20 protein-coding genes are annotated in these 22,301 nt (G+C 72.2%); 11 read left to right on the top strand and 9 right to left on the bottom strand.

The features are described from left to right. The first annotated feature begins 52 nt into the window (after positions 1-52). Positions 53-448, top strand: a complete 396-nt coding sequence (locus ACQPZX_RS27115; protein ID WP_433360661.1) for an STAS domain-containing protein — start codon at positions 53-55, stop codon at positions 446-448. Continuing rightward, positions 423-1,877, top strand: coding sequence for an ANTAR domain-containing protein (locus ACQPZX_RS27110; RefSeq protein WP_433360658.1), 1,455 nt, complete (start codon positions 423-425; stop codon positions 1,875-1,877). The genes ACQPZX_RS27115 and ACQPZX_RS27110 overlap by 26 nt, the downstream gene beginning before the upstream one ends. On the opposite strand, the gene ACQPZX_RS27105 is transcribed toward ACQPZX_RS27110, so the two are convergent. Both ACQPZX_RS27105 and ACQPZX_RS27100 read right to left on the bottom strand, forming a co-directional pair. Next, positions 1,867-2,730 carry an SGNH/GDSL hydrolase family protein gene (locus ACQPZX_RS27105; protein ID WP_433360655.1) on the bottom strand — a complete coding sequence of 288 codons (864 nt, stop codon included), beginning with the start codon at positions 2,728-2,730 and terminating at the stop codon, positions 1,867-1,869. The two genes, ACQPZX_RS27110 and ACQPZX_RS27105, sit on opposite strands and share 11 nt — an antisense overlap. 10 nt (positions 2,731-2,740) lie before the next feature. Further along, positions 2,741-3,685 carry a helix-turn-helix domain-containing protein gene (locus tag ACQPZX_RS27100; protein WP_433360652.1) on the bottom strand — a complete coding sequence of 315 codons (945 nt, stop codon included), beginning with the start codon at positions 3,683-3,685 and terminating at the stop codon, positions 2,741-2,743. Positions 3,686-3,740: 55 nt separating this feature from the next. On the opposite strand from ACQPZX_RS27100, the gene ACQPZX_RS27095 reads away from it, so the two are divergent. From ACQPZX_RS27095 to ACQPZX_RS27070, 6 genes are all read left to right on the top strand, one after another. Then, complete coding sequence (locus ACQPZX_RS27095; RefSeq protein ID WP_433360650.1) at positions 3,741-4,940, top strand: MFS transporter; 1,200 nt, start codon at positions 3,741-3,743, stop codon at positions 4,938-4,940. Further along, positions 4,937-6,574 carry an FUSC family protein gene (locus tag ACQPZX_RS27090; protein ID WP_433360647.1) on the top strand — a complete coding sequence of 546 codons (1,638 nt, stop codon included), beginning with the start codon at positions 4,937-4,939 and terminating at the stop codon, positions 6,572-6,574. The genes ACQPZX_RS27095 and ACQPZX_RS27090 overlap by 4 nt, the downstream gene beginning before the upstream one ends. After that, the gene (locus ACQPZX_RS27085; protein WP_433360644.1) at positions 6,478-7,092 is read left to right on the top strand and encodes a hypothetical protein; all 615 of its coding nucleotides are present in this window, start codon (positions 6,478-6,480) and stop codon (positions 7,090-7,092) included. Before ACQPZX_RS27090 ends, ACQPZX_RS27085 begins: the two co-directional genes overlap by 97 nt. A gap of 69 nt (positions 7,093-7,161) precedes the next feature. Further along, positions 7,162-7,758, top strand: a complete 597-nt coding sequence (locus ACQPZX_RS27080) for a hypothetical protein (protein WP_433360641.1) — start codon at positions 7,162-7,164, stop codon at positions 7,756-7,758. Between the two features lie 73 nt (positions 7,759-7,831). Next, entirely contained in the window at positions 7,832-8,632 is an 801-nt protein-coding gene (locus ACQPZX_RS27075) for an endonuclease/exonuclease/phosphatase family protein (protein WP_433360638.1), read from the top strand. 11 nt (positions 8,633-8,643) lie between these two features. Further along, the gene (locus ACQPZX_RS27070; RefSeq protein WP_433360635.1) at positions 8,644-9,687 is read left to right on the top strand and encodes a phosphotransferase family protein; all 1,044 of its coding nucleotides are present in this window, start codon (positions 8,644-8,646) and stop codon (positions 9,685-9,687) included. A gap of 1,284 nt (positions 9,688-10,971) precedes the next feature. On the opposite strand, the gene ACQPZX_RS27065 is transcribed toward ACQPZX_RS27070, so the two are convergent. From ACQPZX_RS27065 to ACQPZX_RS27045, 5 genes are all read right to left on the bottom strand, one after another. Beyond that, entirely contained in the window at positions 10,972-12,096 is a 1,125-nt protein-coding gene (locus ACQPZX_RS27065; protein WP_433360632.1) for a branched-chain amino acid ABC transporter permease, read from the bottom strand. Then, complete coding sequence (locus tag ACQPZX_RS27060; protein ID WP_433360629.1) at positions 12,093-12,950, bottom strand: branched-chain amino acid ABC transporter permease; 858 nt, start codon at positions 12,948-12,950, stop codon at positions 12,093-12,095. Before ACQPZX_RS27060 ends, ACQPZX_RS27065 begins: the two co-directional genes overlap by 4 nt. 67 nt (positions 12,951-13,017) lie before the next feature. Continuing rightward, positions 13,018-13,674 (bottom strand): ABC transporter ATP-binding protein, encoded by a 657-nt coding sequence (locus ACQPZX_RS27055; RefSeq protein ID WP_433360626.1) that lies wholly within the window; start codon positions 13,672-13,674, stop codon positions 13,018-13,020. Further along, on the bottom strand, positions 13,671-14,435 hold the full coding sequence (locus ACQPZX_RS27050) for an ABC transporter ATP-binding protein (protein WP_433360623.1): 765 nt from the start codon (positions 14,433-14,435) through the stop codon (positions 13,671-13,673). Before ACQPZX_RS27050 ends, ACQPZX_RS27055 begins: the two co-directional genes overlap by 4 nt. Continuing rightward, positions 14,432-15,607 carry an ABC transporter substrate-binding protein gene (locus ACQPZX_RS27045; protein ID WP_433360620.1) on the bottom strand — a complete coding sequence of 392 codons (1,176 nt, stop codon included), beginning with the start codon at positions 15,605-15,607 and terminating at the stop codon, positions 14,432-14,434. Before ACQPZX_RS27045 ends, ACQPZX_RS27050 begins: the two co-directional genes overlap by 4 nt. A 118-nt stretch (positions 15,608-15,725) precedes the next feature. On the opposite strand from ACQPZX_RS27045, the gene ACQPZX_RS27040 reads away from it, so the two are divergent. The 3 genes from ACQPZX_RS27040 to ACQPZX_RS27030 all read left to right on the top strand — a co-directional run bounded on the left by ACQPZX_RS27040 (position 15,726) and on the right by ACQPZX_RS27030 (position 18,448). Next, the gene (locus tag ACQPZX_RS27040; protein ID WP_433360617.1) at positions 15,726-16,514 is read left to right on the top strand and encodes a PaaX family transcriptional regulator; all 789 of its coding nucleotides are present in this window, start codon (positions 15,726-15,728) and stop codon (positions 16,512-16,514) included. A 48-nt stretch (positions 16,515-16,562) separates the two neighbouring features. Beyond that, positions 16,563-17,543 (top strand): SEC-C domain-containing protein, encoded by a 981-nt coding sequence (locus ACQPZX_RS27035; RefSeq protein ID WP_433360614.1) that lies wholly within the window; start codon positions 16,563-16,565, stop codon positions 17,541-17,543. A gap of 101 nt (positions 17,544-17,644) precedes the next feature. Then, positions 17,645-18,448, top strand: a complete 804-nt coding sequence (locus ACQPZX_RS27030) for an alpha/beta fold hydrolase (protein ID WP_433360611.1) — start codon at positions 17,645-17,647, stop codon at positions 18,446-18,448. On the opposite strand, the gene ACQPZX_RS27025 is transcribed toward ACQPZX_RS27030, so the two are convergent. Together ACQPZX_RS27025 and ACQPZX_RS27020 are read right to left on the bottom strand one after the other, a co-directional pair. Further along, entirely contained in the window at positions 18,402-19,712 is a 1,311-nt protein-coding gene (locus ACQPZX_RS27025) for an MFS transporter (protein WP_433360608.1), read from the bottom strand. The genes ACQPZX_RS27030 and ACQPZX_RS27025 overlap by 47 nt on opposite strands. Positions 19,713-19,753: 41 nt before the next feature. Further along, positions 19,754-22,246 (bottom strand): LamG-like jellyroll fold domain-containing protein, encoded by a 2,493-nt coding sequence (locus ACQPZX_RS27020; RefSeq protein ID WP_433360605.1) that lies wholly within the window; start codon positions 22,244-22,246, stop codon positions 19,754-19,756. Positions 22,247-22,301 lie beyond the last annotated feature (55 nt).

Below are 22,301 nucleotides of genomic sequence, written 5' to 3'. Positions count from 1 at the left end.
CAGAATGAGGCGAGGTTGATGACCCAGCCGACGCTCCGTGAGGAGATGGCTGGTGTCCAGGTTTGCTGATGACAGCGTGCATTCCGCTGTGCAATGGTCGAGGCGGCACGTCGACGGCGCCGAGGTGATCTTCGTGTCCGGCGAGCTCGATCTGGTGGCCGCCGCCGAGTTGCGCTCCCACCTGATGACCGTCGCCGAGTCGACCGCGGCCCCCCTCATCGTGCTGGACTTCTCGGGCGTTACCTTCATCGATGCCAAGTGCGCCGGCGTGATCATGGGCGCGTGGGAAGCCGCGGCGGGCCGCGGCCGGCGATTGCGCGTCGACGGGCTGCGCGGCCTGCCCAAGACGGTCTTCGACCTGCTGGGGCTGACGCCGATGCTGACCGCCCGGGAGGCGGCGAGCGTCGGCGGGAGGGATCGCGATGACCGGGAACAGCGTCTCGCCTGAGGAACGCCGGCGGCGGGCCGACCTGTGGGAGGCCGGGTCCGATGAGCGGGAGCGGCTGGCCGATGAGCGGGAGCGGCTGGCCGACGAGCGGGAGTCGCTCGCCGACGAGCGGGAGCGGCTGGCCGATCGCCAGGAGCACGCGCAGGACGCGCGGGACGCCGACCGGGCGAGCGGCGACGACGACGCGGCGGAGGCGGCCGCGACCCAGGCGGCGGTGCACCGGGCCGAGGCCGCGGTGCGGCGGGCCGAAGCGGAACTGGAGCGGACGCGGCAGGCCGCCGCCCGGATCCGGGCCCGCGCGGAGCTTCGCACCGCCCGCGGCGAGCGGCTCGCGACCGCCCGGCTGGCGCAGCAGGCCGTGGACGCCGAGGAGTCCGCCTGGCTGGCCGAACGGCGCGACTTCGTCGCCGCGGAACGTGACGGTCAGGCCGGCGAGCGCGACGCGCTCGCGGACCGGCGCGACGAGGTCGCCGGGCGGCGCGAGCGGCAGGCCGACGAGCGCGAGCGGGAGTTGCTCGACCGGGAACGGCGCTTCGAGCAGGCAACGCCGGCCCGCCGCCGGGACCGGGCGGCGCGGCTGACCGCCGGAGCGGACCCGGCGGCGGACGCCGAGGCGCGCGCGGACGGCGAACGCCAGCGGGAGCGGGCCGCGGCCGGCCGGCACGCGGCGGCGCGCGATCGGGCGCTCGCCGCCGAGGCGTGGGGTCCGCAGCCGTACGGCCCGATGCTGCTGGCCGCCTTCGCCCCGCTGGCGCGGCAGCTGTTCGGCAGCGACGAGCTGAACGACGTCCTCGCCCGGGTGCTGAAGTTCACCGTCGGCGCCGTGGCCGGATGCGATCACGCCGGCCTCACGCTGTACCAGCACGGGCGCGTCGTCGGCACGGTGACCAGCGACGCGGTCGCCGCCGAACTCGACGACCTCCAGTTCGCCACCGGCATCGGGCCGGCGCCGGCGGCGCTGAACGGCGACCAGCCGGTCCATGCCGCCGACCTGACCGCGGCGCCGGGCTGGCCGGTCCTGGCCGCCACCGCCGGCGAGCTGGGCGTCGCCAGTGCCCTGTGTTTCGGCCTGTCCGTGCAACGGCCGGCGCAATGGTCGGCACTCGGCACCCTGACCCTCTACAGTGCGACGCCCGACGCGTTCAGCGACGACGACCAGGAGTTCGGCTCGATCCTGGCCGCGTACGTGGGGATCGCGGTGGCCATGGCGCAGCGCCACGACGAGGTGGACCGGCGGGAGGCGGCCCTGCACCGGGGACTGAGCACCCGCGACGTCATCGGGCAGGCGAAAGGCATCCTGATGGAACGGCAGCGCCTGTCGGCGGGGGAGGCCTTCGACGTGCTGCGCCGCGTGTCGCAGCGGCTGAACCGCAAGCTCTCCGATGTCGCCGAGCAGCTGGCCGAGACGGGCGAGCTGCCTACCACGTGAAGCGGCCGGGGTAGGTCGCCGCGGCGATCTCGTGCTGGCCCTCGGCGTTGGGGTGGAAGTAGTCGACCTGGTTGACCAGGTCGAGGGTGACCCGGGACTCGTGGACGCTGCCGTTGTCCCAGCGGCAGCGCTTCCCGTACGCCTTGCAGGACTGTCGCAACTGGTCGTTGTAGTCGTCGATGCGGGCGCGTACCGCGCGGCGACGTTCCTCGTCGGGTTTCGCCTTCGACGTCGGGTCGGCCAGCATCGTGGGGCAGATGTGGGCGCGCGACCACACCCGTACGGCGTCGGGATTTGCCTGTCCTGCCTGCCACAACCGGTAGATGTCGGGAATGCTGGCCACCAGCACCCGGGACTTGGGAAGGCCCTTCTTCAGACGCCCGAGGGCCTGGTCGACGTCGGCGCGGAAGCCTTTCACCGAGGTCATCCCGGCCGGGGTCGAGGCGCACGCGTCGTTGGCGCCGATCAGGACCGTCACGTACTCGGCCTTCATGTCGACCGCGCGGGACGCCTGGCCGGGCAGGTCCTCCGCCTGGGCGCCGGGCTGGGCGAAGCTGCGGGCGTGGTCCTCGATCCGCGGGTTCTTGGCGAGGATGCGGAGGTAGTGGCTGTCGACGGCGTCGGCGGTGCCGGTCGACCAGGAGTTGCGGCCGCAGATCAGGAACGTGCCGCAGCTGCCGAAGCCGGCGGTGATCGAGTCGCCGAGGGCGGCCATCGAGGACGGGTAGCCCTTCACGCTGCCGGTCGGCCGCGGCTCCGCACCGCCCGCGCCCTGTTCGCAGGCGAGTGCCATGGCACCGAGCAGGACGAAGGCGACAAGGTGCCAGCGACGTAACAGAACGCGACGATCCACGCACGGTATGTTATCCGGCGTGCGCGAGGAGCCGGTCGGCCACCTCGGAGCGGCGGTACAGAACCGAGCGGCCGTGCCGGGCGCTGACCAGCAGGCCGCCGGCGCGCAGGGCGCGCAGATGCTGGTTGACGGCGGTCGTGGTGACGCCGAGGCGGGCGGCCAGCTCGGTCGAGGACGCGGGCGTGTCGAGCGTGGCGAGCAAGCCGGCGCGGTGGGCGCCGAGCAGGGCCGCGAGCGCGCCGGGCGCCGGGAGCGGCTGGGCCTCCCACAACGTGCCGACACCCCGGGTCAGGTAGATGATCATCGGTGGCTCGTCGGGCGAGATCGGCACCGAGGCGCTGCTGGTCCACATCGACGGGACGAGGGTGAGGCCGCCCGTGGTGGGCCGTTCGTAGTCGATGTTCGCGGAGGTCAGCTTCACCTCGACGACGTCGTCCAGCATGCGTACGCGTCCGGCCAGCCCGGCGAACATGGCGGCCAGCCCCCGCTGGACGATCTCCAGCCCGCGGTAGGTCACGTCGCCCTCCAGGAGAGCGCGCATCCGCGGCCAATGCGGCGCGAAACAGAGCTCCCAGTAGCCGGCGAGCGCGTCGATGATCCGGGCGAGCGGCGGCGGATCGTAGTCAGGCCCGTGCAGCATCCGCAGGTCGCGCGCGACGACCTCGGCCGGGGTGGCGGCCACCTGCGCGAACTCGTCCTCGAGGCGGGTCAGCGGGGTGCGCGGCCGCGGGTTGAGGAAGTCGGGCGTCCACAACGCGTCGTTGACCAGCGAAAACAGCATCTCGGCGTCGAGCCGGTCGCGAAGTCGCTCGAGCTCGCGGATCCACGGCAGGTGCAGCGGATAGCGGCCCGGATCGCGCCAGGCGTGCAGCGACAGGACCAGCTCGTTGAGCGGCGAGATGGCGAACCGCACATCCGCCAGGTCCTGGCCGACGAGACGGTAGCGCACGGGCATGAAGCAATATGCTACATCGTTCGCCCGCCGGCGGCCCGCCTGCGAGAAAGACCGGGTGACTCTCGAACGAGCCCTGCTCTGGGGCACCACCACCTCCTCGCTGGCCAAGGGCCTGCTGTTCGGCATCAGCGCGCTGTTCTTCACCCGGGTGATCGGGCTGAGCGCGGCGACCGTCGGGCTCGGCCTCACCATCGCCGGGGCGGTGGGGCTGGCGGCGTCGTTCGGGGCCGGCCACCTCTCCGATCGGCTCGGCGCGGGGCGGGTGCTGGTGACGATGACGCTGTGTCAGGGTGTGGCGCTCGGGGCGTACTGCATGGCCCGCACCGCCGTCGCCTTCGTCCTCACCGCCTGTGTCGCGGTGGGCGCCGAGGCCGCGCAGCGCACGGCCCGCACCACCCTGCTGGCCCGCGAGTTCACCGGCCCCGACCGGGTTGCGGTCCGGGCCCGCCTGCGGGTGGCGACCAATGTGTTCATCGGCGTGGGATCGGTCGCGGCAGCCGGTGCGCTCACGCTCAATTCGAGTTCCGGGTACGCGCTGACGATGGTCGTCGCCGCGCTGCTCGTGTTGTCGTCGGCGATTCCGCTGCGTCACCTGCCCGCGGCGCCGGCCCGGCCGGTCGCCGCGCACGAGGGCCGGGTCTCGCCGCTGCGCGACCGTCGGTACGTCGCGATCGCCGGGCTCAACGGCCTGCTCACCATTCAGTTCGGCGTGCTGACCGTCGGCATGCCGCTGTGGGTCACCGGCCACACCCACGCCCCCGCCGCGACCGTCGCGCTCCTCCTGGTGATCAACACGGCCTTCGTGGCCCTGTTCCAGGTGCGTGCGGCACGGCTCGCGCGCGACATCCGCACGGCGGGACGGGTGGTTCTCGTGGCGGCGGCCTTCCTGACCGTCGCCTGCGCGCTCTATGCGTCGGCCGCCCACGGGCCGTCGCTGATCGCCGCCCTGCTGCTGGTGGTGGGATTGGTGGCGCACAGCGCGGGCGAGGTCCTGGCCGAGTCGGGCGGGTGGGAGCTGGCGTTCGAGCTGGCCGACCCCCGGTTCGCCGGCGCCTACCAGGGGATCAGCCAGACCGGGCCGGCGATCGGGACGATGCTCGCCCCGGCCGTCGTCACCACCACCGCGATCGACCACGGCGGGCCGGGCTGGCTGTCGCTGGGCGTGCTGTTCCTGGCCGCCGGCGCCGGGACGTGCGCGATCGCGGCGCGCGCCCGTGCCCGCGTCCCCGCCGAGGTGGCAAGATCTGGCACGTGAGCTGGCTGCGGCGGCACGACCCGCAACTGCTGGCGGTCCGCCGGGCCGTCCGGGTCACGCTGGTCGCCTGCCTGGGGTTCTACTTCTGCCGCTACGTCCTGGGCGCGCCCGCCATGGCGCCGTACGCGTTGTTCGGCGCGGTCGCGCTCGGCGCCCTCTCCCAGATCCCCGGAAGCCCGCGCCGCCGCGCCCGTACGCTGATCATGGTCTTGCCCGTCGCCTGGGCCCTGATCTCGGTGGGCACGCTGCTGTCGTTCAGCACGGTCGCGGCCACCGCCGGGATGTTCCTGCTCGGCTTCGCCGTCAGCTACGTCGGCGTCGGCGGCCCCCGGCTGGCCGGCCTGGCCGCGGGCATGCAGCTGCTCTACATCCTGCCGTGCTTCCCGCCCTTCGACCCCGGGTCGCTGCCGGCCCGGCTGATCGGTGTGACCATGGCGATCGTGCTGCTCGCGATCGCCGAGGTGACGCTCTGGCCCGACCCGTCGCCGGTGTCGTACCGGGAGAAGCTGGGCGCGGCGATCGGCGCGCTGGCCGGCTGCCTGGAGGCGGTCGCCGACACGTGGAGCGGCGACCCCAAGGGCCGCGACCGGCTGGCCGCGCTGCTGCCCGAGGCCACCGACGCGGCCGACGGGCTGCGGCCGTCCCGGCTACCGCCGCTGCAGCGGCCCGCGTCGGCCGGCCGGCACGACCGCGCGCTGAGCTCGGCGGCCGGCACCGCGCGGCTGCTGCTGGGCCGGGCGGTCGACCTGTTCTTCACCGACGAGCGCGACTCGGTCACGCTGCCGGCGGCCACCCATCTCGTACGGCAGACGGCCGGCTGCACCGCGGCGGCGGCCTCGTGGCTGCGCGGCGACGGGCCGCTGCCCGACACGAGCCGGGTCGTTTCGGCGCTCACCGAGTTCCGGGTCGCCCGGATGAACACCGATCCCGACGGGATCACCCCCGAGCGGCTGCGGCTGGGCGCGCTGGCGCTGGCCCTGGGGGAGTGGACCAAGTCGCTGATCTTCGCGGTCCGGATCGCCGCCGGGGAACGCCCGTCGCACCCCGACCCCACGCCGCCGTCGGCCCGGCCGGGGCCGTTCTGGTACGCGTATCGGCGAACGCCGGCTCTCTACTGGCATCGCTTGCGGGAAAATCTGACGCCTCGATCGGTCGCCTTCCAAGGTGCCCTGCGGCTGGCGGCGGCGCTCGCGGTGGCTCGGCTCCTGGCGGGCGAGTTCGACCTGTCGCACGGCTTCTGGGTGCTGCTGACGATCCTCACCGTGCTGCGGACGTCGGCGGCCGAGACCCGCTCGGCGCTGCGCCCGGCGCTGGTGGGGACCGTCGCGGGGTCGCTGGTGGCGGCGCTGCTGCTGATCGGCGGGATCCACCCCACGGCGTACGCGATCGCCCTGCCCTTTGTCATGATCGTCGGCTTCGCGGCCGGTCCGCTGCTGGGCCTGGGGTGGTCGCAGGCGTTGTTCAGCTGGTCATCACGTTCGTGTTCGCGCAGGTCACGCCCGTCGATTGGCGGCTGGCCGAGGCTCGGGTCCTGGACGTGCTGGTGGGGGCGGCGATCGGGGTGCTGGCCGGGGTCTTTGCGTGGCCGCGCGGCGGGGGAGGCGAGCTGCACCGGGCCACCAGCACGTTCCTGACCGGGGCGGCGGGGGTGATCCGGGAGACGGTGGCGGTGATGGCGCGGGGGCAGCAGCCGGGCGCGGCGATGCCGTCGGCCCGCCTGGCCGGGCAGTTGGCGGATGCCTCGTTCGCGCTCTATCAGAGCGAGCGCCACCCGGCCGCCACCGTGGATTGGCAGGCCACGTTGCTGGCGGGGCATCACGCGGTACGGGGGGCGGAGGCCCTGCTGCGCTCCTGCCCGGCCGGTGGGTTGCTGCCTTGTGTCGAGCCGCTGACTGCGTTGTCCGAGGACGTTGCCGGGCGTTATGACGAGGCTGCGGAGGCGCTTGCCCGGCATGGGGGTATGCCTTCGTCTGCGGGGGCGCCGGTGGGGCTCTCCTGGCCGACGGACCTTGGGCAGGATCTCTACATCATCGCCGACCTGCGGGTGTGGCTGGACGGGCTGCGCGAGGACATCGGGGCGATCGGCGGGCGGCCCGAGGGGGTGGGCGGGTTGCGGGCTCGGGTTGCTCAGCTCGCTGATGGCGCTACCTGAGGTTCGCTCACTTCCGCCGTTCGGGCGGCGACGGCCCCACATTTGCGACATTCTGCGCAAGTGGCGCAGATGAGCAGGTCCGAGGCGACGCGCGGGGTGGAGCAGCGCCTGACCGCCACCGTGCATGCCTACCCGGGCCTGCGCGTCGAGGCTGTGCCGGCCCAGTTCCTGCGGATGCCCCTGGCGCACAGCGGAGGGCGGCGGGTGCTGCGCGGCGGGCGGCTTCCCGAGGCCGACGACGAGGTCTTCGAGGTGATCGCCGAGCTGTGGCGCGACGCCGGGTGCCAGGTCACCGACGGTCCCGGCGAGGACGGGCGGCTCCTGCAGGTGGAGGACGCCGACGGGTACGTCATCTCGCTCGCCCGGCACGGCCTGGACGACCCGATCCTGACGGTGGCGTCGCCGGCGTTCCCGGCGCCGTTCCTGGACCGGGGGCTGGCGGCGGGACTGATGGCGGGCGGCGCCGTCGGCTGTCTCGGGCCGTGCGTGGCCAAGGTCGGGCCGTCGGCGATCATTCCGGGGCTGTCGTCCTACTGGGGATGGGTGCCGATCTTCGTGCTGGTGCTGGCCGGGAGCCTGTGGTTCCCGGAGACGCGGCGCTTCGGCATCGGGCTGGCGATCACCGGCACGCTGATCGGCGTCACGATCTCCGCCGTCTTCTCCTGAAACTTTCTCGAAGCAACCATGCTGCGACCGGCATTGCCTGAGCCGGCCGCCGGGGCGCGCCGAACGTGTCGGCATGCGAATCCGGCTTGTCGTGGCCCTTGTTGCCGCCGTGTTGTCCGTGATGGTGGGCGCGCCCGCGCAAGCGGCCCGGCCCGCGGCGGTCAAGGCGGTGACCTTCAACGTGTGCGGAAACGTGTGCCGCTACGGCGAGGTCAGCAACACGGCCGGAAACATCGCGTACAAGATCCGGGCGCTGGGCGCGTCGGTGACGATGCTGCAGGAGCTCTGCTACTCGCAGTTCCTCGGGATCAAAGGGCGGCTCGCCCGCTACGGCTACACCGCGGAGTTCGCTCGCGCGTCGAGCGGCGGCCGATGCGACGACTACGACCGCAAGCACGGCAAGGGGTTCGGGATCGCGATCGTGGCGCGCGGGACGGTCACGGGCAAGGTCCTCTACAAGCTGCCCAGCCCGTACGGTACCCACCAGGAGGGGCGGGCCGTCCTCGGCGTGACCGTGCGGCTGCCCGGCCGGACCCTGTTCGCGGTCACGACGCACACCGCGCTGGGCCCCAACCTCTCGGTTCAGCTGGGCGCGCTGCGCCGGTGGCTCGTGCCGATCGCCTCGAACCGGCCGGTGCTCTTCGGCGGCGACTTCAACGTGGCGCCGGACAGCCCCGACCTGGACGCTTTCTACGCCGCCTTCGACGAGGCCAACGTCGACCGCGAGCACGCCCTGCCGACCTTCCTCCCGCGTCCCACCCGCAAGATCGACTATTTGTTCGGCAGCCGCGGATTCCTCGCGCCGGCCGGCTTGGTGGCCAGCGCGAACACCGGCTACTCGGACCACAGCATGTACCTCGGAACGTTCCGGTAGATCATGGCGGCATGGAGCCAACTCTGCGGGACTGGATCGAGGCGGATGCGCTACCGGGCCGGCGGGTGGCTCTTGAACGCACCCTGACCGGCGGCTACAGCAACCACAACGTGCTGGTCACGATGGACGACGGGCGCCGTTTCGTGCTCCGCCGCTACCTGGGCGCCAACCGGTGCGCGGTCGAGGCGGCCCTCGCGCGGCGCCTGGCCGGGGTGATCCCCGTGCCCGAGGTGGTGGCGGCCGACGAGACCGGCAAGCAGGCCGGCGAGCCGGCGATGCTGTCAACTTTCGTCGAGGGCGCCCCGGTGGGCGGCGATGATCCCGGCAGCTCGGCGGGAGCGGTGGGCGGCGATCGCGGTCGCTCGGCGGGTGCGGTGGGCGGGGATCGCGGTCGCTCGGCGGGTGCGGTGGGCGGGGATCGCGGTCGCTCGGCGGGTGCGGTGGGCGGGGATCGCGGTCGCTCGGCGGGTGCGATAGGCGACGACCTCGGGCGCGAGGTGGGCTTCGTGCTGGCGCGCCTCGGTTCGGTGACTTTCGACGCGCCCGGCTTCTTCGCGAACGGCGGTCTCACGCCCGACGGCTCCGAGCCGACCCTCGGGCTGGACGCCTTTGTGGACCGCTGCCTGCGCGAAGGCAACGCGCAAGGCCATCTCACCGCCGCCGAGCAGAATTCGCTGCGGCGCTACGCCTCGGAGGCAGCCCCGGCGGTGGCAGCGCTGGCCGGCAGCCGCCAGCTCGTGCACGCCGACTACAACCCCAAGAACATTCTCGCGGTCGGCTCGCGGGTCACGGCCGTCCTTGATTTCGAGTACGCCTTCAGCAGCTCGCCGTTGTTCGACGTGGGCAACATGTTGCGCTTCCCCCGCCGCCCCGGTTTCGAGGAAAGTTTCGTGGCCGGCTTTCGCGACGGTGGCGGCGAGCTCCCGCCGCATTGGCGGGAGCTCAGCCAGGCCCTCGACCTCTATTCGCTGGCCGACTTTCTCACCCGGCCGGTCGAGCACCGCTACTTCGGCCGCTCGCTGGAAAGAATCCGCGCGCTGCTGGCCGGCGGCTGAGTCATCGCCGCCGGCCGGGCCGCGCCGCCGGCCGGGCCGCGCCGCCGGCCGGGCCGCGCCGCCGGCCGGGCCGCGCCGCTGGATGGGTCGTGGCGGGCGCCCGGGCGTGGCGCGCTGCTCAGTGGAGCGATCGGTGGCTGACCAGCGGACCCGGGCGGAATTCGACGAAAGCCGGCGCGTCGCCGAGTCCCAGTTCGAGCGCCGCCTCCTGCAGGCCCTCTGTCGTGGCGCGGTCGTCCCAGCGGCCGGTGACCGCGCGGTGCTCGGCGGCCTGAACGGCGGCGATCAGCTCCGATGGGGTGAAGGAGCAATGTCCACGCCGGGCGACATACGACTGCCGGAGCAGCGGTCCGCGAGCCTGGCGCGCGTACAGGTTCTCGTATTCGACCGGCGCGAGCTGGTCGTAGAGGGTGTGCATGGTCAGCATCGGCACGTCCAGGCGGCCGGTCACCGTCGACGTGCGGGTCAGCGACGCCACGGCGGCCCGGTCGGCGCGCACGGAAGCGTCGCGGGTCAACGTGTGCAGGTCGGCCGGCAGCGAGAGGCCGGCGCTGCGATACAGGGACTCGACCGTGGAACGGTAGGGCGACCGCGAAAGTAGCGACGCGTAATTCACGCCGGCATTCCACGAAGCATTCCCGCCGGCGCTGAGCTCGATGTAGTAGCGCGACGGCATGATGAACGGCAACGTGGCGACGAGCCAGTCGTACTGGGCCTGCGCGATCCCCTCGGCGTCGGCGGGCGGCGCAACCTGGGCGGGCGACCAGGTCGGCATGTTGAGCAGGGCGGTGCCCAGGGCGACCCGGGCGCGCCCGGCGGCCGTGTCCCGGGCGGCGGTGGCCGCGGCGGCGAGTTGCGACGCGGCGGCTGCGCCGTCGGCGGGACTCGAGTACCGGACCAGCGCGACGGAAACCCCGAGCAGCCGGGACAGGGCATATTCGCCGTCGAGCTGATAGTTGTTCAGGTCGATACCGCCGCCGAGCAGGCCGCACGTGGAGACCGCGGCGTCCAGCCGGCGCCCGGAGCGCTCCGCCTCCTGGGTGCTGATCAGGCCGCCCATCGAGGTGCCGAGCGCGATGGTGGTCCGCGGCTTCCCGATGATCTTCTCGATGGCGGCCAGCGAGGCGAACTGGTCGCGGGTGGCGCTTTCGAGGGCCCACAGCGAGCCGTTCGGGTCGTAGGAGGAACCGACGAGCGCGTAGCCGCGGTCCAGCATGGCCTGTTTCGCGGCCGGCGAGGGCGCGTCGGCGGGGGTGAGTGTGCCGAACCCGTGGCTGTAAAGAATCAGGGTGCCGCCCCAGGAGCCGGGGACGTCGGCGATCCAGGTGGCGCCGTCGGCGAGGGTCCCGGTGTACTGCTGGACTTCGCCGACGCGCTGGGCGAGGGCGCCGGGGCGCTGGGCTGCGGTGCCGGCGCGGATGCCACTGTGCTGGGCGAGGGTGCCGGTTTGCCGGGCGACTCCGGCGTGGGCTGGGGTGGCGGCTGTGAGGGTGAGGGCGAGCGGAACGGCCGCCACGAGGGCAGCGAGTCGGGCCATGGTGTCCTCCTGCGCAGAGTGGGGACGATGCCGCCGGGCACGAAGAGCACCACGGCGATCAGCAGCAGCGCGTAGACGGCGTACGAGAGCACGCTCGGCGCGTAGCTGGGCATTCCCGGTTGCGTGGCGAGCGTCGTGAGCAGCTGCACCACGAGCGTGATGAGCGTGGCGCCGACCAGGGCGCCGGCGATGCTGCCGATGCCGCCGACGACCGCCATCACGACGTACTCGATGGAGAGCAGCACCGGGAACGAACCCGGCGCCAGATATCCCAGAAAGAACGCGTAGATGCCGCCCGCGAGGCCGGCGAAAGCCGCCGAGACGGCGAAGACCAGCAGCCGGTACGCCCCGACGGGCACCCCGCTGGCCTCGGCCGCCATCTCGCCGGTGGCGAGCGCGCGCAGGCCCCGCCCGACGCGCGAGCGCACCAGGTTCAGCGCGACGACGCTCACCAGCACGACGCCGGCCAGGACGAGAAACAGGTAGTGGAAATTCTCGTCGAGCTCGAAACCGCCGACCGACAGGTACGGAAGGCCTTGCAAGCCGATCGCGCCGCCGGCCCAGTCGGCGTCGCCGAGCACCGACAGCAGGATCAGTTGCAGCGCAAGTGTCGCGAAAGCCAGCTGATGCCCGCGCAATCGCAGGATCGGGATGCCCACGATCACGGCCGCGAAAGCGGCGGCCACGGGGGCGAGAAACAATCCGGCGAGGGTCGGGACGCCGTGCAGCGAAAGCAGACCGGCGGTGTACGCCCCGATCGCGTAGAACGACGCCTGGCCGAGCGAAACCTGCCCGGCGTAACCCATCAGCAGCGAGAGCCCGACGACCGACATGGCGGAAAGTCCGAGCAGGATCACGACAGTCTGGTTCACGCCGCCGCCTCCACCACGTCGCGGCGGCCGGCCCGCACGATCAGCACGGCCAGCATGAAGATCAGGGCGACCTCCGTCTGGTACGAGGTGCTCAGGTAACCGCCGACCAGCGCCTGCACCACGCCGAGCAGCAGCCCGCCGACGAGCGTGAGCCCCGGCCGGGTCAGGTTGCCGAGGATCGCCGCCGAGAAACCGTTGACGACGAGCGCCACGTCGCTGTCGAAGGAAACTTGCTGTACCGGCGTGACCAGCACCCCGGCCAGCCCGCCCAGCGCGCCGCCGACCGCGAAGGCGAGCAGCCCCATCCGCAGCACGCTGATCCCGACGACCCGCGCCGCGTAGGGATCGGCGGCCGTCGCGGTGAGCGCCTTGCCCAGATCGGTGCGCGCGAACAGCAGCGCCGTCGCTGCCAGCACGACCGCCGTCACCCCGATGATCAGCAGATAGTGCGTCTGGATCCGGCCGCCGAGCACGGTCACCGACCCCGGCAGACCCGCGAACGACCGCGGCTGATCACCCCAGAGCAAGATCTCGATCGCGTACGCGAAAACGCCGAGCCCCAGCGTGACGATCAACGCGGCCTGCGGTGTCGTGCCGGGTTTCCCGGTAGCGACCAGCCCCACGAACAGCCCGATGACGCCCGCGACCAGCACCGCGAGGCCCTCGGCGAGCCCGTGCGGCGGCCCGGTCGCGAGCAACGTGGTGACGGTAAGCGCCGCAAGAACCGCGAAACTTCCCTGTGCGAAGTTGACGACCCGCGTGACGCGATAGATGACCACGAGGCCGCTGCCGGTCAGCGCGTACGCGCACCCGATGCCCACTCCCGTGATGAGGTATTGCGCAAGCTCGCCCATCACGCCTCCAGCCCTCTCACGCGTCCAACCCCTTTGCGCGGCAAGGCTTCGTCGTGTGTCCGGCCCATCACGCCTCCAGGCCCAGGTAGGCGGCGGCCACCTCGGCGCTGCCGGCGAGTTCGGCGGACGGTCCTTCGGCGACGATGCGGCCGGCCTCCAGCACGTAGGCCTTGTCGCAGAGGTCGAGGGCGAGCCGCGCGTTCTGTTCGATCAGCAGCACGGCGAGGCCGTCGGCGGCGTTGCGCTCCCGCAAGTGCGCGGCGAGCCCGGCGACGACCTTCGGCGCCAGCCCCAGCGACATCTCGTCGATGACCAGGACGTCGGGCCGGCTCATCAGCGCGCGCCCGAGGGCGACCATCTGCTGCTCGCCGCCGGAAAGGTTTCCGGCCTGGCGCTTGCGAAGTTTCGCGAGCTCGGGCAACAGCGAGTAGATGTGCGCGGTGTCCCGCGAGCCGGCCCGCCACGCGCCGAGCCGCAGGTTGTCGTCGACCGTCAGCGGCGCGAAGAGATGCCGGCCTTCCGGCACCAGCGCAAGTTTCCCGTCGACCGCGAACGTCCCGGCGGCCGGTTTCCGCAGCCCGCACAGGGTGTTGACCAGCGTGGACTTTCCGGCGCCGTTCGGCCCGATCAGCGCGACCATCTCGCCGGCCGCCACGGAAAGGCTGACACCGTCGAGGGCGGTGGCCGCGCCATACCGAACCGTCAGGTTGTCGACCCGGATCATTCGGTGCCGCCCAGGTAGGCCGCTATGACTCGCTCGTCGGCGCGGATTTCCTGGAAAGTTCCCGAGGCGATGACGCGGCCCAGGTCGAGGACGGTCACCCGGTCGGCGAGGCGGGCCACGAAAGCCACGTCGTGCTCGACCAGCAGGATGGACAGGCCCTCGCCGCGCAGCTGCTCGATGAGGCCGGCGAGCGCGGACCGCTCGGGGCCGCGCAGCCCCGACGCCGGCTCATCGAGCAGCAGCAGCCGCGGGCCGCCGCACAGAGCGCGGGCCACCTGCAACGCCCGCTGCTGCCCGAGCGGAAGCCCGTCGGCGGGCCGGCGCGCCTGGTCGGCCAGGCCGACCCGCTCGAGCGCCGCGAAGGCCAGGGCCCGGATCGACCTCTCCTCGCGGCGGTGCCGGGGCAGCCGCAGCACCGCCGAAAGAGGGCCGGCCCGGGTGACGGCGTGCGCGCCGACCATCACGTTCTCGGCGACGGTCATGCCGTGGAAGACCGGCGCGTCCTGGAAAGCGATCGCGATGCCGCGCCGCGCCCGGCGGTGCGGGGCGAGCCGGTCGATGCGCTCGCCGTCGTAGCGAAAAGTGCCGGCGGTCGGCACCAGCTGGCCGCCGATCAGCTTGAACAGGGTGGACTTCCCCGCGCCGTTCGGGCCGATCACCGCGTGCGTCTCGCCGGCCCGGACCGCCAGGCCGACGTCGCGCAGCGCGAAGACCCCGCCGAAGCGCCGGGTCGCGCCCTCCACCTCGAGCAGCACGCTCACGCGGGCAGCTTTCCCTTGGCCCAGTCGGTCGGGACGAACTTCGCGTCCTTCACCTGGTTGATGGAGATGTAGTCGGAGGTCAGTCCGGCGTGGTCGGTGGCCGTGTACTTGTAGACGCCGTTCGGGGTGGTCAGCGTCAGCCCCTCGAAGGCCGCCTGGACTTTCGCGGGATCGTCGCTGTTCGCCTTGGTGACGGCCGCGGCGAGCAGTTTCATTCCGGTGTAGCCGTCGGCGGCGAACTGCGGAGGCGGGTAGCCGTACTGGGTCGTGAAGGGTTTCGAGAGCTCCTCGATGGCCTTCTTCTGCTCGCCGTCCGGCAGGGAGTCGCCGACGACCGCGATCGAGCTGGCCACGAAGACGCCCTCGGCGGCCGGGCCGGCCGGCTTGAGCCACAGCGAGCTGGCCTGCGAGCCGGTGAACATCAGCGGAATGTCGACGCCGGCACTTGCGTACTGTTTCGCGAAAGCAACGCCGGGCGCCCCGGTCGCCCACACCGTCAGCGCCTGCGCGCCGGACGACTTGACGTGGTTGATGATCGCGCCGAACTCGGTGGTGGAGGTCTGGAATTCCTCGTCGGCGACGAGGGTGACGCCGTACTGCGCGGCTTTGGCTTTCATTCCGGCGGTGCCGGCGTTCGCGTACGAGGAACGGCTGTCGTGCGCGACGGCAACTTTCGTTAATCCCTGTGCCTGGTAGTACTGCAGGATCCGGTCGGCGTAGGTGGCCGACGTCGCGGGCACCACGAAGACGTACGGATGGATGGGTTTGACCTGCTCGTCGGCGGGCGTGAGCGAGACGTACGGAATCTTCGCCCGGTCCACCTGCGGGATGGTCGCCAGCGCCGAGTTGGAGAACGGCGAACCGATCACCGCGGCGACCCCGGCGCTCTTGAGGTCGTTGAAGCTGAGCACGGACTGCTCGGGCTGGCTCTTGTCGTCGCGGACGGTCAGCTGGATCTGCCGGCCGAGCAGGCCGCCGGCGTCGTTGATCTGCTGGACGGCGAGCTTGACGGACTTCTCGTCCTCGCTGCCCAGCGGTGCGTAGTTGCCGGTGAGGGAAACGATCAGGCCGATCTTCAGCGGTTCGCTGGAACCGCCAGTGTCATCGTTGTCGCCGCAAGCGGCGGGCAGTAGCAGGAGAAACGCGGCCATCGCGGCCAGAGGGCGTCGCATGAGTACCTCCGTGTACTCAGGAACGGGTGCCGCCAAGTTAGGCGCAATTTTGACGCTGGTCAATAATCTGCCCGACGTCACCGCACATGCCGCCAACATCGCCGGTACTGTGCGCGGCGTGGCCCCACCATCCGCCTCGGCGATCATGCTGACGTTCCTCGGCGAGCACCTGTTCGACCACGGCGTCTGCGTCTACTCCGGAAGCGTCATCGAGGTGCTGGCCCGCGCGGGCGTCTCCGAGGAGGCCACCCGCTCGACCCTCACCCGGATGACCGCCCGGGGACTGTTGCGCCGGCAGCGCAACGGGCGCCGCATGTATTTCGGGCTCACCCCGCACAGCACCCGGGTCCTGCGGGACGGCTCGGTGCGGCTGTGGCAGACCGGCGCCGTCAACCGGGACTGGGACGGGACCTGGACGCTGCTGGCCTTCTCGATCCCGGGCGAGCGCCAGCGCGAACGGCACGACCTGCGCGCGGCCCTGGCCTGGGCGGGTTTCGGTCCCGTGCAGGGCGGGCTCTGGATCGCCCCCGGCGCCCCCGACGTGTCCCACCTGCTGGCCGGCCACATCCGCGTCTTCCGGGGCACGGCCGACCCCTCCACCGACGTCGCCGAGATGATCGCCGGCGCCTACGACCTGCCCGCGCTGGCCGCCCGCTACGAAGATTTCCTGGCCCGCTGGTCGCCGGTCTCCGCGGTCGACGACCCTCTTGCCACGAAACTTTTGCTGGTCACCGACTGGCTGCAGATCATCCGCCGGGACCCACGCCTGCCGGTGACGCACCTGCCGTCGTCGTGGCCCGCCGTGCGGGCGCAGGAATTGTTCTTCCGCCTCAACGAAACCTTCGCCGCCCCGGCGACGGAGATCGCCGCGACACTTCTCGAGACCATCCCCGACACCGGCGAGTGAGACTCAGATCAACAGCCATCCGCGTACGTGTGGTTGTAGCGTGGCGGCGTGTCACTCAAAGCCGATCTGACCAGCGCAGACCTTACTGAGATCCGGCAGTCCGCCCTCGGCGCCGCCGACCCGCTCGGCGTGGCCGCCGACCTGGCCGAAGCCGCCGACGCGGGGAACCTCGCGGACAAGGACGATGCCGGGTACGCCCTGGCGCTCGCCGCCGAGATCGCCGAAAGCCGGAGCAAGCTCGACGCCGCCCTGCGGTACGCGGAACGGGCCGTCGAGGCGTACGGGACGCGGGACGACCCGCAAGCCGGAGCCGCCCGCGCGCTGCGGGCCCGCATCCTGTTCCGCACCGGCCGCGGCGACGACGCCATGGCCGACCTCGAGGCGGTGCGCCCGCTGCTCACCCAGCATCCCGACGCCGCCGCGTACGTCAGCGCCGCGCTCGCCGCCGGCGGCCGCACCCGGGTCGCCGAGGAGTGGCTGACCGACGCGGTGCAGGCCGTGCTGGCCGACCGCGACCAGCCGTCCGAGCCGGCCAGCGCCGAGGACGCCGGGCTGCTGTTCTTCCTCCTGCAGCAGCGGCACCGCACCCGCCATGCGCTGGGCCTGCCGCACGACCACCACGACAACCTGGCCGACCGGCTGGAGACCCGGCTCGCCAACGCCGCCGCCCGCCCGGCCGAGGACCTGGTCTTCTTCCCGCAGGCCGAGTTCGGCAAGCTGCTGGAGAAGTGGCCGGCGCTGTCCGGGGCGTACGGCGCCGACTGGGACGAGCACCGCGCCCACCTGGAGACCGAGCTGGTCCGGCAGACGGCGGCGGGGGCCACCGGGCTCGCCCTGCTCCCGGCGACCGTCGCCGGTCTGACCAGCTTCGCCGGCGCGGATGGTGACCCGGCATCGGCGCAGACCCGCACCGGGTTCGCGCGTCAGCTGGCCGGCCGGATCCCGTGGCCGCCGGAGCGCAACGAGGCCTGCTGGTGCGGGTCCGGCCTCAAGTACAAGAAATGCTGCCTGCCGCGGTCACGGGGCTGAGGCTCGGAAACGCCGGCCGCGCGAGTGCGGCCGGCGCTCAGCGGCGCCGGGGCTGACATTCGTCCAAGACGGCGCGGTGGTGGCGCGCGGATGCTGCGTTCATGCACATCGTTCATGACGGGGCGCGTGACGCGCCGCCACTGCTGCTGATTCACGGGTCGGGGGCTTCCGGGGCGTCCTGGGAGCTGATGGTGCCGGCGCTGGCCGAGCGCCACCACGTCATCCGGGTCGACCTGCCGGGCTGCGGGAAGTCGCCGGAGGCGCCGTCGTATGCGGTGGCCGCCCAGGCATCGGCGGTTGCCGCGGTGCTCGACGAGGGCGGGCTGAGCCGGGTGGCGGTGGCGGGGCATTCCAGCGGGGGCTATGTCGCCACCGCGCTCGCCGAGCAGCGGCCCGATCTGGTGGGATCGCTGGCGCTGGTGAGCACCGGGCCCAGCCCGGCGGCCCTGCTGCCGCAGCCGCTCATCCTGAAGGTGCTGCTGGGGCCGCCGCTCGGCCGGCTGGTCTGGGCGGTGCGGTCGGACGCCCGGATCCGCAAGGGCGCCGCGGCCACGGCCGCCCGGCCGATCGAGGTGCCGGACGAGATGGTGGCCGACATCCGGGCCATCAACTATCGGACCATGCGGGCGGTGCTGCGGTGCAACCTGGAGTACCTCACCGCGCGCGACGTGCCCGCACGTCTCGGGGCGCTCGACGTTCCGGTGCTGGCGATCTGCGGCGGGGCCGACCGCCGGTGGGATCCGGCGTCGGCGCGCGAATATCTCGCGGTGCCGGGCGCGCGGGTCGAGGTGCTGCCCGGGGTGGGGCACGTGCCGTTGCTGGAGGCGCCCGAGGACACCAGCCGGTTGTTGCAGAGCTTCATCGCGCAGCCGGAGTACCGGCCAGAGTCCGGACCGCGGGCGTGAGCAGGAAACCCGTCGCGGCGGCGGAGACCAGGGCGGCGGTCACGATCACCGTTGGCGGCCCGGAGGCGGCCGCGGCCAGGCCGCCGAGGACGGCGCCGACGGTGGTCGCGCCGTAGGAGACGGTCTTGACGGTGGCGTTGACGCGGCCCAGGAGGCCGGGCGGGGTGATCGCCTGGCGTATCGCGATCGAGTGGAGGTTGAACAGGCCCGAGCCGATGCCGGAGAGCGCCGATCCGGCCAGCACGAAAGCGAGCGTGGGGCCGGCGGCGGTGGCGATCCCGGTCGCGCCGATCATCGATGCCGCGATGAGCAGGCGACCGGTCCCGAATCGCCGGGCCATCGCGGGACTCGCCAGCGCGCCGCCGAGGAAGCCGCCGCCGATCGCGGCGACGGCGAGGCCGACCGCTCCCGCGCCGAGGCCGAGCGTGCGCGTGACGAAGAGCAGCAGCGCGGTCTGGAACGCTTGCGCCGCAAGGTTGTTGGCCGCCAGGTAGAGCGTGAGAGGCCGCACATAAGGGTCGCGCCGCAGCCATTGCCAGCCGGCCGCGAGGCCGCGCGGGGGATTGGACGCCGGGCCCGCGGCGTGATGCGTCGCGGAGCCCTGCGTCTCCGCGTCGACCGGGTCAGTAGGTGGCCGGGCCGGGGCGAGGGCGGTTGAAGCCGGGGCGGGCGGCGGCGCCGGGCGTGGGCGTTCCCAGCGGTTTATCGCGGTCAGGGCGGCGCCGACGGCGAAGGACACGGCGTCCAGGGCGATGACCGCAGGCGCCGACATAGCCGCGACCAGAGCGCCGCCCGCCGCGGGGCCCAGGAGGGCGGCGGTGGCGTGCGAGGACTCCACGGCACGGTTGGCCGCCGGCAACGAGGCGGGGGAGTCGACCAGGTCGGGGAGGGCGGAAAGGTAGGCGACCTCGTACGCGACGGTGGCGATGCCGGTCACGAAGACCAGGGTGACCAATGCGCTCACCGGAAGTGACGCGCCCGTGAGGGCGATCGCCCCGACCAGCGGGACGCGGACGGCGTCGGCGGCCAGCAGCAGGCGACGGCGGGAGACGCGGTCGGCGAGCAGGCCGATGGGGACGGCCAGCAGGAGGAACGGGAGGGTCTGGGCGGCGCGGAGGACGCCTACCTGGGTGTCGGAGGCGTGCAGGGTCTCGATCGCCAGGAGGGGCAGGGCCACCGCGGAGAGGGCGCCGCCGGCGGAGCTGATGGTGTCGCCGGTCCAGAACAGGCGGAAACGGCGAAGCTGCCAGGCCCCCGCTGCCACCCGCCCAGCAAAGCAGGTGGCAGCGGAGGCCGCATCTTGGCCTACTGACCCGACGTGTAGAGCTGGCCGATCTCGTCGGCCGAGAGGGCGCGGTCGTACAGGTGGACCTGGTCGACCGTGCCGTCGAGGTAATCGACCTGGTTGCCGCCGTACTTGCCGCGGCCGATCACCGTGTTGCCGGTGGGGGCGGCCTGCGGCATGCAGGCGCTCGCGGTGCCGGCCAGGGCGCCGTCGACGTACAGCCGCAGCTCGCCCTTGACGGTGTCGCGGACGCCGACCAGATGGTACCAGCGGCCCACCTCGGGCTTGACCGACGCCAGCGCGCGCACCCCGGCGAAACTCATCGCGAAACGTTGGTCGGCGCCGGAGTACTGCAGGTAGAAGTCGCTGTTGCTGGCGCCGTCCTGGCTGACGACCGTCTGGAAGGCGCCGTCGGCCTTGTCGAGCTTGACCCAGGCGGCGGCCGAGTAGTCCGATGCCGTGTTCAGCACCGGCTTGCCGGCGTCGAGGAAGCTGCCGTTCAGGTCGACGCCCTGTCCGGTGTGTCCCTCGACGAACGGGGCGTTCCCGACCGGGGTCAGGGACCCGTAGGAGCCGTCCAGCGGCCAGAACGCTATCCCGGTCAGGCCGGGTGTCCCGGCGGGCGGCTGCGGGACGTTCGCCCCGGAACCGTCGGCCTGCTTGATGATCTTCTGGTTGATGGCGCGCACCTGCCGCAGGTCCATCTTGGCCACCTGGCGGTCATAGGTGAAGAAGCCGTTGAGCTCCGCCTCCACGTCGGTGATCTGGGTGTAGATCGCCGCGCTGATGCCGCAGTACTTGGCCGAGGTGATGACGGCCTCCTGGTTCGCGACGTATTTCGCGGTCAGGGTGGGGGAGTCGGGCTCCATCTCGTACGCCTGACCGTCGCCGAACCACATGTGGTTGGAGGTCTTGAGCCCGAATCCGCCGTGCTCGCCGTCGATCGCGACCCGGTTGCCGGACGGCGCGGGGGTGGCCGGCCCGAGGTACTGGTGGAAGTCGATCACGTCGCCCTGACCGGAGTCGCCGTGCGAGTTGCAGCAGTTGACGCCGCTGTGCGCGTTGACGAGCCGGGACGGGTCCTGGGCCTTGACCTCGCCGGCGATGCGACCGGTGTCGTCGCGGCTCCACTCGCCCCAGCCCTCGTTGAACGGGACCCAGGCGACGATCGACGTCCACGACTGGTGCTCGCGGACCATCTCGTGCAGCTCGGCCTCGAACTGGGCTCGCCAGTCGGCCGGGATCGGCCCGGTGTTGGCGGCCGGCATGTCCTGCCAGACGAGCAGGCCCAGCTTGTCGGCCCAGTAGTACCAGCGGTCGGGCTCGACCTTGATGTGCTTGCGCACCGCGTTGAAGCCGAGCGCCTTGTCCTGCTGGAGGTCCCACTTGAGCGCGTCGTCGGTGGGCGCCGTGTACAGGCCGTCCGGCCAGAAACCCTGGTCGAGGTTGGCCATGTTGAACAGAATCTTTCCGTTCAAGGTGATGCGAAGTTTCCCGTCGGCGCCCTTGGCCGTGCCGATCTCGCGCATGCCGAAGTAGGAGCCGGCCAGGTCGACTGTCTTGTTCCCGCTCAGCAGCTCGACCGACAGGTCGTACAGATACGGGTTGTCCGGCGACCAGAGTTTCGCGTGCGGCATGGGCAGCGTCAGCTCGGCGTCGGCGGCGCCGGTGACCGACCCGCCGCCCCGGGCAGCGGCGCGCACGCGCAAACCCGTACCCGCGGAAGTGTTGACCTTGATCTTGAGGTTCTGGGCCGCGACATTCGGCGTGAGCGTGAGCGACGTGATGCTCGCGGCCGGGACCGGCTCCATCCAGACCGTACGCCAGATGCCGGAGCTGCCCTGGTAGAAGATGCCGTGGTCGCTGGTGCGGCGCTGCTTGCCGATCGGCTGGCCGGTCGCGTCGGTGAGGTCCTCGGCCCAGACGATCAGCTCCTGCTCGCCGCTCGCCTTGAGCGCGTCGGTGACGTCCACGTCGAAACCGTCGTAACCGCCGCGGTGGGTGGTCACCTGCGTGCCGTTCACGAAAACTTTCGCGTCGTAGTCGACGGCTCCGAAGTGCAACTGCAGCCGGTTACCGCTGCCGACTTTCCACCCGGCCGGCACCGTGAAGGTGCGGCGGTACCACATCCGGTCCTCGTGCCGCTGGATGCCGGAAAGAGCAGATTCGATCGGGTACGGGACGAGCACGCGCTCGCCGAGCGTCTTTCCGGCCGGCACCGCCTCGCCGACGGCGGCCTTGCCGAACTCCCAGACGCCGTTGAGGTTCTGCCACTTCTGCCGGGTGAGCTGCGGGCGGGGGTATTCGGGCAGCGCGTTGTCCGGGTTGACCTTGCCGGTCCAGGGGGTGGCGATCGGCGGGATGCCGGCGTGCCAGCCGTCGGCGGCCTGGATCGCGGGGGCGGGCTGCGGAATGAAGGTCGAATCGTGGAAGCCGGAGGCGGTGGCCGAGGAGGAAACCGTGAGAACCAGGGCGGAAGCGGTGCCGGCGGCTAACAGCCAGTGTTTTTTCACGCGCGAAAATCCCTTCGGAGCGGAAGAGTGCGCTCGTGTTTCGCCATGAGCCAAC

The organism is Actinoplanes sp. CA-142083, from assembly GCF_050942195.1.
Classification (GTDB): Bacteria; Actinomycetota; Actinomycetes; order Mycobacteriales; family Micromonosporaceae; genus Actinoplanes.
Note: the sequence above shows the minus strand (reverse complement) of the source record. Positions and strands in the feature narration are given on the sequence as shown.

Bases quoted from the DNA above. Each gene is read 5' to 3' on its own strand.
- ACQPZX_RS27110 (WP_433360658.1), top strand. From the start codon at position 423: ATGACCGGGAACAGCGTCTCGCCTGAGGAACGCCGGCGGCGGGCCGAC.
- ACQPZX_RS27100 (WP_433360652.1), bottom strand. From the start codon at position 3,685: ATGCCCGTGCGCTACCGTCTCGTCGGCCAGGACCTGGCGGATGTGCGG.
- ACQPZX_RS27080 (WP_433360641.1), top strand. From the start codon at position 7,162: ATGAGCAGGTCCGAGGCGACGCGCGGGGTGGAGCAGCGCCTGACCGCC.
- ACQPZX_RS27075 (WP_433360638.1), top strand. From the start codon at position 7,832: ATGCGAATCCGGCTTGTCGTGGCCCTTGTTGCCGCCGTGTTGTCCGTG.
- ACQPZX_RS27070 (WP_433360635.1), top strand. From the start codon at position 8,644: ATGGAGCCAACTCTGCGGGACTGGATCGAGGCGGATGCGCTACCGGGC.
- ACQPZX_RS27060 (WP_433360629.1), bottom strand. From the start codon at position 12,950: ATGGGCGAGCTTGCGCAATACCTCATCACGGGAGTGGGCATCGGGTGC.
- ACQPZX_RS27055 (WP_433360626.1), bottom strand. From the start codon at position 13,674: ATGATCCGGGTCGACAACCTGACGGTTCGGTATGGCGCGGCCACCGCC.
- ACQPZX_RS27045 (WP_433360620.1), bottom strand. From the start codon at position 15,607: ATGCGACGCCCTCTGGCCGCGATGGCCGCGTTTCTCCTGCTACTGCCC.
- ACQPZX_RS27030 (WP_433360611.1), top strand. From the start codon at position 17,645: ATGCACATCGTTCATGACGGGGCGCGTGACGCGCCGCCACTGCTGCTG.